The sequence below is a fragment of the Rothia nasimurium genome, assembly GCF_042660305.1.
In the GTDB taxonomy this organism is placed as follows: Bacteria; Actinomycetota; Actinomycetes; order Actinomycetales; family Micrococcaceae; genus Rothia; species Rothia nasimurium.
The window spans coordinates 63,638-77,087 of the sequence record NZ_JBHSTW010000013.1 but is presented as its reverse complement, the minus strand read 5'-3'; the positions used below and the strand labels follow the sequence as shown (position 1 = coordinate 77,087).

Annotated in this window: 14 protein-coding genes; 2 read left to right on the top strand and 12 right to left on the bottom strand. The window is 59.9% G+C overall.

The features are described 5' to 3' along the window. Nucleotides 1–13: 13 nt before the first annotated feature. The 10 genes from ccsB to ACFP6B_RS06125 form a co-directional block, all read right to left on the bottom strand. The gene (ccsB, locus tag ACFP6B_RS06170; RefSeq protein ID WP_377128188.1) at nt 14–1,105 is read right to left on the bottom strand and encodes a c-type cytochrome biogenesis protein CcsB; all 1,092 of its coding nucleotides are present in this window, start codon (nt 1,103–1,105) and stop codon (nt 14–16) included. A gap of 80 nt (nt 1,106–1,185) precedes the next feature. After that, a complete protein-coding gene (gene resB, locus ACFP6B_RS06165; protein WP_377128185.1) occupies nt 1,186–2,790 on the bottom strand; it encodes a cytochrome c biogenesis protein ResB in 1,605 nt (534 codons plus the stop codon). A 44-nt stretch (nt 2,791–2,834) separates the two neighbouring features. Further along, nucleotides 2,835–3,587: a cytochrome c biogenesis CcdA family protein gene (locus ACFP6B_RS06160; RefSeq protein WP_377128182.1), complete on the bottom strand. Its 753-nt coding sequence runs from the start codon at nt 3,585–3,587 to the stop codon at nt 2,835–2,837. Continuing rightward, on the bottom strand, nt 3,580–4,188 hold the full coding sequence (locus tag ACFP6B_RS06155) for a TlpA family protein disulfide reductase (protein ID WP_377128179.1): 609 nt from the start codon (nt 4,186–4,188) through the stop codon (nt 3,580–3,582). The genes ACFP6B_RS06160 and ACFP6B_RS06155 overlap by 8 nt, the downstream gene beginning before the upstream one ends. A gap of 50 nt (nt 4,189–4,238) precedes the next feature. Next, complete coding sequence (locus ACFP6B_RS06150; protein WP_237185011.1) at nt 4,239–4,925, bottom strand: histidine phosphatase family protein; 687 nt, start codon at nt 4,923–4,925, stop codon at nt 4,239–4,241. Between the two features lie 53 nt (nt 4,926–4,978). Continuing rightward, the gene (locus ACFP6B_RS06145) at nt 4,979–5,233 is read right to left on the bottom strand and encodes a glutaredoxin family protein (RefSeq protein ID WP_377128175.1); all 255 of its coding nucleotides are present in this window, start codon (nt 5,231–5,233) and stop codon (nt 4,979–4,981) included. A gap of 116 nt (nt 5,234–5,349) precedes the next feature. Continuing rightward, a complete protein-coding gene (locus ACFP6B_RS06140; RefSeq protein WP_005504750.1) occupies nt 5,350–5,448 on the bottom strand; it encodes a 30S ribosomal protein bS22 in 99 nt (32 codons plus the stop codon). Between the two features lie 236 nt (nt 5,449–5,684). Next, the gene (locus tag ACFP6B_RS06135) at nt 5,685–6,935 is read right to left on the bottom strand and encodes an FCD domain-containing protein (protein WP_377128170.1); all 1,251 of its coding nucleotides are present in this window, start codon (nt 6,933–6,935) and stop codon (nt 5,685–5,687) included. Between the two features lie 46 nt (nt 6,936–6,981). Next, nucleotides 6,982–7,701, bottom strand: coding sequence for an ArsR/SmtB family transcription factor (locus tag ACFP6B_RS06130; RefSeq protein ID WP_377128167.1), 720 nt, complete (start codon nt 7,699–7,701; stop codon nt 6,982–6,984). Nucleotides 7,702–7,852: 151 nt separating this feature from the next. Further along, nucleotides 7,853–9,004, bottom strand: a complete 1,152-nt coding sequence (locus ACFP6B_RS06125; protein ID WP_377128250.1) for an acetoin utilization protein AcuC — start codon at nt 9,002–9,004, stop codon at nt 7,853–7,855. Between the two features lie 238 nt (nt 9,005–9,242). Between ACFP6B_RS06125 and ACFP6B_RS06120 the strand changes: the two genes are divergently transcribed. Both ACFP6B_RS06120 and ACFP6B_RS06115 read left to right on the top strand, forming a co-directional pair. Next, nucleotides 9,243–10,664: a TrkH family potassium uptake protein gene (locus ACFP6B_RS06120; RefSeq protein ID WP_377128247.1), complete on the top strand. Its 1,422-nt coding sequence runs from the start codon at nt 9,243–9,245 to the stop codon at nt 10,662–10,664. After that, nucleotides 10,657–11,334 carry a potassium channel family protein gene (locus ACFP6B_RS06115; RefSeq protein WP_346876149.1) on the top strand — a complete coding sequence of 226 codons (678 nt, stop codon included), beginning with the start codon at nt 10,657–10,659 and terminating at the stop codon, nt 11,332–11,334. Before ACFP6B_RS06120 ends, ACFP6B_RS06115 begins: the two co-directional genes overlap by 8 nt. A gap of 445 nt (nt 11,335–11,779) precedes the next feature. Here ACFP6B_RS06115 and proC read toward each other — a convergent pair whose 3' ends face one another. Together proC and ACFP6B_RS06105 are read right to left on the bottom strand one after the other, a co-directional pair. Next, complete coding sequence (proC, locus tag ACFP6B_RS06110; protein ID WP_377128244.1) at nt 11,780–12,631, bottom strand: pyrroline-5-carboxylate reductase; 852 nt, start codon at nt 12,629–12,631, stop codon at nt 11,780–11,782. After that, complete coding sequence (locus ACFP6B_RS06105) at nt 12,625–13,449, bottom strand: sugar phosphate isomerase/epimerase family protein (protein ID WP_377128164.1); 825 nt, start codon at nt 13,447–13,449, stop codon at nt 12,625–12,627. The genes proC and ACFP6B_RS06105 overlap by 7 nt, the downstream gene beginning before the upstream one ends. Nucleotide 13,450: the final 1 nt, after the last annotated feature.

Genomic DNA, 13,450 nt, shown 5'->3' with positions numbered 1-13,450 from the left:
TCAGCGATAAATCCTACAGACCCGAGTAGGAGTGTAGACCCGAGAAGTAGACGTTGACCACGGTGAAGTTAAAGATGATGCAGAGGTAGCCTGCAATGGAGAGCCAGGCTGAAGGCGGGCCCGACCAACCGCGGGTGGCACGAGCGTGTAGGTAGGCGGCATAGACCACCCAGATGATGAAGGTCCACACTTCCTTGGTGTCCCAGCCCCAGTAGCGACCCCAGGCCTTTTCTGCCCAGATAGCACCGGCACCCAGGGTGAAGGTCCACATGGCAAAGCCCACGGTGTTGAGGCGGAAGGAGAAGTTTTCCAGGGCGGTGGACGAGGGGATCAGACGCATGAAGCCCAGGCGCACCAGGGAGCTGTCGGTGCCTTCGATGATCTGACGTTCGCGAGCGGTCTGCACCAGCTGCAGGATTGCCATGGCGAAGGTGATGGTGAAGATAGCGGAAGCCAGCACCGCGATGGATACGTGAATCACTAGCCAGTAGGACTGGAGAGCGGGCACCAGCTGACCTACGGGGGTGGGGTAGGCAATGGTGGCTGCGGTCATCATGGTCAGGGCCAGGCCAGATACCAGGGTCCCCACAAAGCGCAGGTCGCGGAAGATCAGGAAGCCCAGGTAAACCACGACCACGAGCAAGGCACCGGTGGTGCAGAATTCATACATGTTGCCCCAGGGCGCTCGGTTAGCGGCAAAGGCGCGGGAGAGCACACCGGCCAGGTGAATCAGGCAGCCCAGGGCCAGAATGGCCACACCGGCGCGGGCGGCGGGTCGGCGTTCGCCGCTACCGTAGCGCATCTCTGAGTCGGCGACGTGACCGGCGATCTTGGCGGCTGCTGATTTCTTGTAGCCCATGCCGCGTTCGCCGGTGCCCTGTTCAGTGCCGCTAATGCGAGCTGAGCGGGCGTTTTTGACGCGGGCACCGGCACCTACGAGTTCCTTTTCCGTGTCGGGAGCCGTGGCAGCTTCGAGGCGCTTGGTGGTGCGGGAGTGGGCAGCAACGTCCCAGGCAAAGGCGACGAAAGCCACCATGTAGGTGATCGCCGCAAGGTACATAAAGAGTTCGCTCCAGCGGGCCAGCTCTATATTGACTTCTGACATGGTCTTCTCATTTCACAGGTTGAGGTAGGGCGCGGACGCCAGTGCCCGGCCGAGTTGCCCCGGGGTAGGCGGTGGGTAGGTTAGGCTTCATCAAATTCTAGCCCCCATTGCTCGGCAAAGAGGTCGGTGAGCTTATCGGCCTCGGTAGCGAGCCTGGGGTCTTCTCCACGGGCTAGCAGACCGTATTCGACGGTCAGCACCCGGTCTGCGCCGCTACCGCTTTCAGTGGCACGCACCCAGACACGGCGGCGGGCCACAAAGGCAGAAAGTAGCAGGCCGGCAAAGAGCAGGGCCGAGGAGATCAGAGCAATAGGACGACCAGGGTCTGAGCGAATTTCAATACCGGCAAACCGCTTGACCCCCACAAACTCGATAGTGCCGCGTCCGCCGGGTAGGGAGGCCTTGTTGTTGATAGCGTCAAGCACAATACCGTTGCCCATAGCCATGCTGTTCAAAGGCTGGAGCTTATTGACATCGAGCACATAGACGTTCTGGGGCACACCGCTATCAAGACCCAGATCACCGGTATAGCTCTGTAGCACCAGCATGGGGTTGAGGAGGTCTGAGTCAATGGAGGTGGGTGCACTACCTGCGGTACGTTCACCGGTGGGCAGGAACATGCCCACAAAACCCAGCTGGTCAGGTTGGGCATCTGGCACCTTGAGCACCACAGATGAGAGGTAGCTACGCCCGGAGGGAAGACCCGGCACCGGCCCTTCGTAGGCGAGAGAGCCGTCGGCGCTGATGACGCGAACGATCGGGGCGTAGCCATTACCCAGCAGGTAGATGGAGGTGCCTTCAAAGTAGATAGGCTGATTGACCTTGAGAGTCTCTTGGCGCTGCTGACCATCTGCGGTAGTCAGGGTAAATTCGGCTTCGTAGTTGATATCTGACCCGTAGGTGGGTGAACCTTCCTGGCGGTCGTATTCGACCGTCATGGAGGTCATCGTAGCCGAGTAGGGCAGTAGCCAGTCGGGGTTGTAGTTGGTGCCGGGGCTAAAGGAATCGTAAGAAGCTAGGGAATTGACGAAGGTTTCCTCCTCGACCACGATACGCTGGCCGCTGTAACCAAAGAGGGAGCCGACAGCTACAGCGATGAGTACCCCAATCATGGCCAGGTGGAAGAGGATATTGCCCAGTTCACGCAGATAGCCGCGCTCGGCGGCCACGTTGACAACGCCCGGGGCTTCTTGCCGTACCTCGATGCGGTAGCGGCGTTTTTTCAGGACGGCGGCGGCGTCCTCGATAGCACGGGCGGCGGTCAGCTCCCCCGCCCCAGCCTCAAGGGGAATGGTCAGAGTGCGGTGCTGGGGCAGGCGGGCAAAGTTCTTCGGGGTGCGGGCCGGGCCTGACCGCATGGCCCTATAGTGCTTGGCAGCTCGCGGGATAACGCAACCGATCAGGGAGACAAAGAGCAGAATATAGATAGCGGCAAACCAGGCCGAGGAAAAGACATCAAAGAGCTGGAGCTTATCGGCGATAGGGCCCCAGGTGGGGTATGCCTCAATGTAGTTAGCTACCGCGGCGGTATCCTGAATCCGCTGGGGAAAGATAGAGCCGGGCACTGCGGCAACCGCTAGCATGAGCAGCAGGAAGAGGGCCGTGTTCATCTTGGTCAGCTGTCTCCAGGCCCAGCGGAGCATTTCCAGCGGGCCTAGGGCCGGGGCGTCCTGATTCTCTGCCATGTTTTCCTTGCTGTTTTCGGTTCGGTGGGTATGTGTGTAGTGTGTTAGATGGGAAGTTCGTAGACCGGCATGGTGGCCTGGAACCAGGACATCATCTGGGTCCAGACGCCGGTGGCCAGTAGCAGCCCGATGATTATCAGCATGGTGCCGCCCAGCCGCTGAAGGAGTAACCTGTGTCGGCGCGCCCAGCCCATAGTGTTCACTCCGCGGGCTACGCCCAGGGCTACCAGCAGGAAGGGGACGCCCAGCCCTAAGCAGTAGGCCAAGGTCAGCAAAATGGCCTTACTGTTATCGGAGCCGCCGGTATAGACCAGGGTCTGCACGGCCGCGAAGGTCGGGCCGATACAGGGGGCCCAGCCCAGACCAAAGGTGATGCCCAGAATCGGGGCGCCCCAGAGGCCGGCCGGGGGTTTGGCTTCAATTTTGCGGTCGCGTTGGAAGAAGTCGAAGCGGCCCATGAAGACCAGACCCATCACAATCACCAGCAGGCCCAACACCAGGTTGACCCAGCCCTGCCCGCGCAGCCAGGGGGCCGCCCCCAGCTGGGCTAAGACCACAGACATGAGTACGAAGATAAACGAGAAGCCCAGCACAAACAGACCAATGCCGGTCACCATGCGCAGGTTGCGGCGGCGGGGGCTCATCTCTCCCCCCGATAGGCCGGTCACGTAGCCCAGGTAGCCCGGCACCAGCGGTAGCACGCAGGGGGAGGCAAACGAGACCAGGCCCGCCAGTGCCGCAAGGGGCAGGGCGAGCCAGAGGGAGCCATCGAGAACGATATTGCCGAAACTAGGCACTGACCTGGTCTTCGAGCAGGGTGCCCAGCACAGACTTGTCGATTTGCCCCAGAATACGGGCCGCTACGCGTCCTTCAGCGTCGAGGACGACCGTGGTCGGCACCGCCTGGGCAGGCACGTACTTACTCATGGCAAGCAGCACCTTGCCGGTCACGTCGCGGAAGGAGGGGTAGGGCACGGAGAAGTTCTTCTCAAAAGCCTCAGCGGTACCTTTTTCGTCGCGCACGTTGGCCCCATAGAAGGCAACTTTCTCGCCGTAGGTGTCGTGCAGTTCGTTGAGCCAGGGAGCTTCAACACGGCAGGGGGCGCACCCTGCGTACCAGAAGTTCAGCAGCACGGGCTTGCCGCGCAGGTCTGCGGCTGAGACGACGGTACCGTCAAAGAGCTCGCTTTCAAAGTCAACGGGTTCACCGCGCTCACCTGCGGCATATTCGGTGACGCTACCGTCACCGGCAATGTAGCCCTTGGAGTCTCCGGCATCTGCCTGGGCAGCCAGGGAGTCCTGGCTTGATGAGCAGGCAGAGAGCAGGCCAACAGTTCCCAAAGCGGCGATGCTCAGGGCCTGTTTGCGGCTCACACGTAGGGGGAAAGAGGTAGACATGAATTACAGGTCTTTCAGGTCAGTGTAATGTGCGCTTGTAGTCGGTGCCATTATGACCCCGGTAACTGAATAACACCTGAATAGAGCTCGGCAGCAGGCTCAACATAGGAGAGTTTAGGCTTGCCAGGGGCGAAAATATTGGGGAAGGTAAAACTTGTAATGGAAGCTAAATTGCACTGGCGGCTGCGCGGGTCGTGCGGCAGCGCCCCACCCTCTACAGAGGTGCGGGCCATCCAGATGGGTAGCTGATGCGAGACAATAATTGCTTCAGCGCCGTCCCCGCCCTTTTCGTAGGCGGTGCGGGCGGCGTCCTTAATAGCCTCAGCCATACGCTCCACCTGGTCCCGGTAGGGTTCACCCCAGGACGGACGCAGGGGGTTAAGCAGGTGCTTCCAGTGGCGGGGGTTGTTCAAGAGCTCCTGCTTATTCACGTGCAGACCCTCGAAGTAGTTCCCGGCCTCAATCACACGTTCATCGGGCTGGGCAACCAGGCCCAGCAGTTCCTCGATGGGGGCAGCCGACTCGCGGGTGCGGGTGAGCGGGGAACAGACCAGGTGCACAATGTTGGCACCGGCGTCCGCGCGGCGCTTGAACTCTTCGGCAGACAGGCGCACCATCTTCTGACCCGTCTCAGACAGGTGGTAGTTGGGCAGACGCCCATACACGATACGGTCGGGGTTGTGCACCTCGCCGTGGCGCATCAGGTGCACGGTAACAGTTGCCGAAGAAGTATTCATATCTCTAGTCTCTCAAACCTAGTCAGTAAGCGCTAACCAGCAACCCCGCCGGTTTACTCCGCCAGTTTCTTCTCAATAATCTTCGCCAGGCGTTTGGCATTGACCTGCCAGAAGTCCTTAACCTCACCGTCAACCCGCAGCACCGGGATCTCGGTGCGGTGACGCTCCAACAGGTCGGGGTGCTCTTCAACGTTGATTTCTGTGTAGGTCAGCCCGTAGCTGCCTGTCACCCGACCGGTCGTCTCCCGCGCAGCTTCGCACAGGTGGCAGCCGGGCTTAGTCAGCAGTTCAATCAGTGGTGTAGCCATTGCTCCACTCTAACCCGCCGCTCCCCCGCGAGGCGAGAGGACCCGTCCGCCCCGAAAGTCCGGTGATACAGCGCGAGCCCCGCACCGAAACAGGTGCGGGGCTCGCGGTGAAGAATTTACTTCTTGTTGCGGCGCTGGTGGCGAGTCTTGCGAAGAAGCTTACGGTGCTTCTTCTTAGACATACGCTTGCGGCGCTTCTTGATAACTGAACCCATTGGATTCACCTCACTTATTAAATAGTGGTCGATACCCGGCCGACAGCAACCACCCGGGGGCGGTAGGTCGGTAGCTATCCGGGCGCTATACCGGTATAAACGCTCCAAACCACGCATAAAGGGCATAGCAATACCCTCGGCGTGAAAAAACGCTCTCTCCCAAGCCTACAGGCAAACAGGGCTTTTCGCCGACTGTTCACCGGCAAGTGAGAGCATTTTCTCGTTTTATCTACCCTCTAGCGGTCACTGGTGGCGTATTCGTAGCCCTCGCGCAGGGCCGCTGCGGCATCTTTCCCCGGGTCTTCTTCCACTGCCCTGGCAGGTTCTGCAGCGTGGGGGTCGCGACCCCCTCCAGTCTCCTGCTGGGCGGGGGCGCTTTTGCGGAAGCCAAAGTAGCCAGCCACGTCAAAACGCTTTTTAGCGGGCTGGTTCCTTACACTCTGCGGGGCTGCAGCTTCATCGGCGTCACTGGCATTTTCTTCCCTTGCGCCCTGCAGCTGGGGAGCCTCACTGGCCGTGGACCCCTCCGGCTTCCTGGGGGCTGCTGCCCCGGGGTCAGCGCTGGCGGTAGCGCTAGCGGCGCGGACGACCGGGCTCACCGTCCCCCGCCTGCGGCGGGTTGCGCTCCCGGTAGGGGGCTGAGCGCTTGCAGGGGCGGCGTCCATAGGCTGGATGCTGGTGAGGGCTTCAAACAGATCAGGCTCAATGGGCCCGCCCCAGGTATCGGGCACCAGCTCCTGGGTCTCAACCTCGATGGGTTCAAGGTTGATGCTGCCCGCTTCCCTAGTCGGGGTCTCAAAATCGACCGGGTGGCCCGCTTCAGCAAAACGCTCTTGCAAGTTGGCCCTGAGCAGGGTCTGGGCGAGGGCGGCGTCGCCAGATCGGGCGGCATCGACGATAGCCCGATACTCCATACGCAGGCGCGAGGCGGTAGCGCTCCATAGGGGAACCTGGCTGACCAGCTCGAAGCGGGCCTCGATCATGGCGTCACGCAGGGTCGCCAAGAGGGCAGAAATCAGGGCGTTGCCAGAGAGTCTTCCCAGCTGGATATGGAAATCCGCTTCGAGCTCGTGAAAGTCGCTCAGGCTGGTAGCGTCGTCCTGCATGGCCTCCACGATGCGGTCTAGCTCTTCGAAGGCTGACTGGTCGTAGTCGGGCCCTGTGAGGGCGTGGTTTTCAAGCAGCAGGCAGGTTGCCAGCAAATCCTGGCGGGGCGAGAGGGAGCTGGCCAGATAGAGGCTGACGGCTGGCCCTGCCGAGGCCGCCGGTTCCCGCACCAGCTGGGCGATAATGCTCTTTTTCCGCCCCTCGTAGAGCCTGAGCACCCCGATTTCTTCGCAGTGCTTGAGGCTCTCCCGCATGTGGTTCTGACTGATACCCACCTCACGGGCCAGCACCCTGTCGTCGGGCAAGTTATCGCCCAGGTGCAGGGTCTGGTTAATCAGTTCGTTCTCGATCCAGTCGAGAAGCTGCTGATGGTGTGCCATACAGTCTTGTGGTGTCCTTTGAAACTAGCGGTTGGTGGGCAAGGGCCTAGCGGGAGCTGCGGCGACCCCAGCGGGTGAGCTTGGCCAGCAGGCCACGGTCGTCGCCCTCTTCACCACCGGCCTGCTTGTGGGCCTGCTTATGGGCCTGTTCATCACTTGCCTTGGCCGCTACCTCTTGGGCAATGACCTGCTCAGGGGTGGGTACTTTGAAGCTAATGGGCTCCTCATCTTTGGTGCCCAAGCTCAGGCTCTGTGCGAGCTGGCGTACTTGGTCGCTGACGGCGTCCTGCTCTACATTGGCAGGCGCCTGGTTCTCCACAGCCTCTTCGTCCACCCGGTTATCGAGCACGGGGGTAAAGGGGGTCAGCGGGGTGAAGGTAATACCGGCGGTGTTGGGGTGGGGCACGTCCACGGCCGGAGCGGACGCCTCGCCCTGCTGCTCAGGAGCAGACTGGGCAGCGGTCGAGTTTTCTTCTGCCTCCTCTGCCTGCATTTCTTCGAGGGCAGGAGCGGCCAGCAGCCCCTCCGCCCAGGCTTTAACGGCGGTCAAAGGCGTGGGGGTAATGGAGTAGAACCGCTTTTGGCCTACGGCTTCGGTTTCAACCAAACCGGCAGTGCGGAGCACCTTGAGATGCTTAGATACGGTGGGCTGACTGACGCCCAGCTCCTCAACCAACTCGCCAACGGCCAGTCGTTCGACGGCTAGTGCCTGGAGGATGTGTCGCCGCGTGGGGTCAGCGATAACAGCAAATACGTCGTCTTTCATACTGACATCTTTGCACATATATACCCACAATTGCATGTTTGACCAGCAGAAATGGGGACACTTTTCGTCTACGCCCAGCTAGCACCCAGGCAAAGAAGCTGCGGGTAAACCTAGCCACCATCCCTGGCGCCCCACGCCCTACCCTACGGGGCTAGTCATACCAGGGGTCAAGCCCCCAGAGCGGGAATACTTCCTTGCGAGTAGCCATGATACTGCGATCGACGCTGCTCGCTGGGTCGTAGCCTACCTCCCAGGAGTACCACCAGAGGTCGACAGGGTCCCCCATCATGGTGGGCACCTTAGCACCGTACTTTTGGAGCATATAAGTCTGCCATGATTCCGGAGTTGGCATATTTATATCCAGGGGCTGCCCAGCTGCCACGGCAATGAGGTGACTCCAGGAGCGAGGCACAGCGTTATAGATGGAGTACCCCCCTCCCCCGGTTGCGACCCAACGCCCCTCACACAGTTCGTCCGCCAGTAAGGAAATATGGGCGGCAATCTCCCGCTGACCATTGATGCTGATATTTAGGTGCGACATATCATCAGCCAGATGGGAGTCACAGCCGTGCTGACTGACGATAACCTCGGGCTGAAACTGCCGCAGCAGGCTGGGGACCACAGCGTCGAAGGCCCGCAACCAACCAGAATCGGTGGTACTTTCAGGCATGGCGATATTAACCGAGGTTCCAGCCGCCAACCCCTCGGGACCTACTTCGTTAGCAAAGCCGGTTCCGGGGAAAAGGGTCATGCCGCTCTCGTGTAGGGAAATCGTCATAACCCTAGGGTCATCCCAGAAGATGCTTTGTGTGCCGTCCCCGTGGTGGGCGTCCACATCGATGTAAACGACCCGCTGCACCCCCGCTTCAAGCAGACAGGCAATGCCGACGGCGCAGTCGTTATAGATACAAAAGCCGCTGGCGTGATCGCGTGAGGCGTGGTGCATACCCCCGCCAAAGTTAACCGCGTGCTTGACCTTACCGCTCAAGATAGCTTCGGCGGCCTGATAGGTGCCGCCGGCCAGCCGGGCAGATGCCTCGTGGACCCCCTCAAAACCGGGAGTATCTTCGGTGCCCAGTCCGCAGCTAGCAATAGTGAGTGTGGGATCGGCGCTAATTTTTTGTACGGCGTCGATATAGGGGTAGTCGTGGGCCAGCATCAGCTGGTGCACGGTGGCAATTTCAGGCTCCTCAAGCTCTACCTGCGGGAGGTCAAAAATCCCAAGATCCCGAGCCAGCTTAGCCGTGGCATCCAGCCGAGAAGGGTGCATGGGGTGATAGTCGCCAAAATAGTAGTTGGCCATGGCGGGAGTCCAGAGCACACGCACATTGGTGGGCGTCAGGCTGTCGATGATAGCCACCAGCACTACCTCCTTTGGTAAGTTGAGTCACACTTACCATTAAACACATAAAAACTCTGTGGGCACCACACCCCGCATACATGACACGCAGACTACGCTAGAGACGGCAGAAGAAAGCGAGGTGAAGAACGTGGGCAAAATTGTGCGCAAGGTCCAAGAGCGCAAGCGGGTTCTGGACGCCATGGAGCAGGGGCAACTGGAATACCAGCAGCTCCTTCAGATTGTTAAGTTTTCGGCTGCCTTCCAGGCCCGGGCAGCGCGCCTACGTGACCTGGTAGACCGCCTCTTTGGCTCCTCGTCCTCCCGCATTGCCATCGCAGCCTTCTTGCTGGTTATTGTCTTCTTCTCACTCATGCTCTACACCCCCTGGGCATCACGCGATGGCCAGCAGGTCGAGTTCCACCATGCTGTCTTTACAGCTACAAGCGCCGTGACCGTCACCGGTCTCACCACGGTATCCACCGCCGAGCAGTGGACTTTCTTCGGCCAGCTCATGCTTCTCTTAGGGTCCCAGATTGGCGGGCTGGGAACCCTGACCCTGACCTCGATCTTAGCCCTGGCGGTAGGCCGCAAGCTGGGCCTGCGGTCCAAAATTATTGCCCAGGAGTCCCTCAACATCGGACGCCTGGGTGAGGTTGGCTCCGTACTGCGCACCGTGGCTTTTACCTCCATTGCCATCGAGGCCCTAATTGCCTTCACCTTGATCCCCCGCTTCCTTGTGCTGGGCGAGCCCCTCTGGCAGGCAGTCTGGCACGGTGTTTTCTATGCGGTGTCGTCATTCAACAATGCCGGTTTTACTCCCCACTCCGATGGCATCGTGCCCTACGGCCACGACCTCTGGATTCTTTTCCCCATCGCCCTGGGGGTTATGGTCGGCTCCCTAGGCTTCCCCGTCATCCTGGTTCTGCGCAATAACCTGCGCTTTAGCAAGTGGAATCTCAATGCCAAGCTCACCATTATTGGCACCCTGGCACTCTTCTTTCTGGGCTCTTTTGCTTGGGGTGCCTTAGAGTGGGGCAACGACCGTACCATCGGCGCTATGGGGGTAGGCGATAAGATGCTCAATGCCGCTTTCGCCTCGATTATGACGCGCTCGGGCGGCTTCAACCTGGTCGATATGGCGGATATTCACCCGGTCACTATGTTGCTGACCGACGTGCTCATGTTCATTGGAGGCGGCTCGGCGTCCACCGCAGGCGGTATCAAAATCACCACCATCACCGTGGTCTTCTTGGCGATCCTGGCAGAAGCACGCGGCGACCAGTTCGTCGTGGCTTTCAACCGCACCATTCCCGATGCTGTCCTCCGTATCGCTATCTCCGTGATTATGATGAGCTTCGTGTTTGTGCTGGCAGGCACCACCGCTATTATGCTCATCGGCCAGGTCGGCCTCGACAGGGCCCTCTTTGAAGTCATCTCGGCCTATGCCACCTGCGGACTGTCCACCGGGCTCTCAGCCGAGCTGCCGCCGTCCGGCACCTATATTCTCTCCATCCTTATGCTCATCGGCCGTATCGGCACCATCACCGTAGCTACCGGCCTGGCCATGCGCTCCCGCCGCCGCCTCTACAAATTCCCCGAAGAAAGGCCCATCATTGGCTAGAAAAGATTTCCGCCCCGCCCACAGCGCCCCCGTGCTGGTGATCGGCTTAGGACGCTTTGGTTCGGCTACCGCCGCCCAGCTCGTTCGCCAGAACAAGGAGGTGCTGGCTGTTGAGAAAGATCCGGTGCTGGTGCAGAAATGGTCGGGCGACCTCACCCACGTGGTTGAGGCAGATGCAACCGATATGAATGCCCTGCGCCAGTTGGGGGCCCAGGACTTTACCGCCGCTGTGGTAGGCGTGGGTACCTCCGTGGAGGCCTCAGTGCTGATTACCGCCAACCTCGTCGACCTGGGCATCGAACGTATTTGGGCCAAAGCTATCACCCCTTCCCATGGCAAGATTCTCTCCCGTATTGGAGCACACCGGGTTGTTTACCCGGAGTCGGATGCGGGGGTGCGAGCAGCCCACCTAGTCTCAGGGCGACTACTGGACTTCATCGAGTTCGATGACGACTTTGCCATCGTCAAGATGTACCCTCCCAAGGAGACCCATGGCTTTACCCTGTCTGAGTCTGACGTGCGGTCGAAGTACGGGGTGACCATCGTGGGAGTGAAATCGCCGGGTGAAGAAATTACCTATGCGACACCCGATACCCGGGTTTCTTCTCGCGATTTATTAATTGTCTCTGGCCAGGTAGACCTGATTGAAAGGTTTGCCGCACGCCCCTAACAGGTTTATACCTACAAGAAAGCCCTGACCATACCCTATACCCACCTGGGCATGGAAACCGCTCAGGTGTATTCCGAAATAATTCGTCTTTTTTCGATTTTCAGGGTGCATTAACTGAGAAATTGGCATATAGTTATAACTACCTCTAAAGGTGCGAGTGATTACTGAACGGTCCGCGAACCCGTTCAAGTAGCTCAAGGCCTGAAGATTTCCAGATGGTTCCCCCTAATCCCATCTCCTTCAGGTGGCGAGCCTTCTCTAGAAGCCGGATCCCTACCGGTGGAGGAGAAAGCTGAAGGCCAGTCCGATTCCCTACGGACTGGCCTTTAGTGTATCCAGACTGCTTTTGTTTGCAAGGAAAAGCAGGCTGCTTACCTCAGCCCCATCAGGGGTTTTGGTAACACAGCCTGCTTTTACAGATCCTCTTTTTTAGACTAGGCCTGTACTATTTTTCGGAGCTGAACTCTTCGGTCATTTCCTCGTTCCGAGCTAGGCAGGCCCGCATAGCGGTCTCCGTCAGTTCAAAAAGGCCACCATCAATATAGGCGGTAATTGCCCTATCGGTTGTACCCTTGGGGCTGGTAACCGCCTTGCGGAGATCCTGGGGGTTGGGGTCAGCGTCCAGCAGGTAACCTGCACCCGCCACAGTAGCAGCAGCCAACTCAGTCGCGGTCTTTTCGTCGAGCCCCAGCTTGACGCCCGCAGCTGCCATGGTTTCTGCCAGCAGGAAGGCATAGGCAGGGCCAGACCCCGACACAGCGGTCACCGCCCCCATCTGCTCTTCCTCAACCTCAATCACCCGGCCTGCTGCTCCCAGAACCTGAGCGGCGGCGTCCTTAAGCTCCTCGGTCACGGTCTGCCCCACCGAGATAGCAAGCACGCCCTTGCCCACCCGCGAAGGAGTATTGGGCATGCAACGGATTGCCGGCTGCCCCTCGGGCAGGGCCCGCTGTAAGGCTTCCAGGGTGATACCGGCAGCAACCGACACCACTACAGTATTCTCACCCAGAGCCGGTGAAATTTCGCGGGCAAGATCAAGAATGGCATAGGGCTTGACGCCCAGAAGCACCACGTCGGCCCCTTCAGTGGCTTTGAGGTTAGCCTGCGCATCGTCCTCACCGGCAAGGATGGTTACGCCCTGAGCCCCCTCCCCCAGCTTCTCACGCAGGGTAGAGATGCTGGCGTGAGAGCCAACGGTCGCGCGCACAGAGGTAGGGTCGGTACCCGCAGCGAGCAGGCCCGAGGCGATCGCTCCGTTCATGGAGCCGGTTCCGATAAAAGCAACGGTAGTCATGATGTTCTCCTAGCTAGGTGGGTGCGGGCGAACTGCAGGGTCTCGTAGAGCATGTCGTCGCGGGCCCCTGCGCCCTTGGCCTTGCGGGTTGACACTTCAGCGCAGACAACGCCGTCAAAATCGCTAGCTGCGATGTACTGCAGGGTCTCGGCGACGGGCTGGGTGCCGTGGCCGGGTACCAGGTGTTCGTCCATGACCTTATCGCCGGAGCCGTCGGTCAGGTGCACGTGCCCCAGGCGGGAGCCGATGCGTTTGACGGCCTCGAGGGAGTCGACCCCGGCTGCGGCTGCGTGGGAGAAGTCCCAGGTCATCCAGTCGTAGTCGAAGCGGGAGGGATCCCAGTGGGGGGCGTACATCTCTACCGCGTGGCCCTTGATGGACCAGGGGTACATGTTTTCCACGGCAATTTTAACGTTTTCGAGCTCTGATATTTCGCGCACGCCCGCAACGAAGTTCTTGGCGTAGAGCTTCTGCCAGCGGAAGGGCGGGTGGGCGACAATGACGTCCGCCCCTACGGCCTTGGTCATTTTGGCGGCCATCTGCATTTTGTTCCAGGCCCGGCCCCAGACCTGCTGGGTTAGGAGCAGGGTGGGGGCGTGAATGGCGGAGATGGGGATCTGGTATTTCTGGATCAGGTCGAGCAGGTCGTGGGGCTCTTGGGAGAGGGCCGAGTGGGTGATCATGACTTCCACGCTGCCGTAGCCTAGGTCTACGGCGGTTGAGAAGGTTTCGGGTACGCCGAGTGGGAAGAGGCAGGAGGTAGAAAGTGCCACCGGCACGGGTTTGCGGGCGGACGGGTTCTTGGGTGCGTCGGTGCTCATG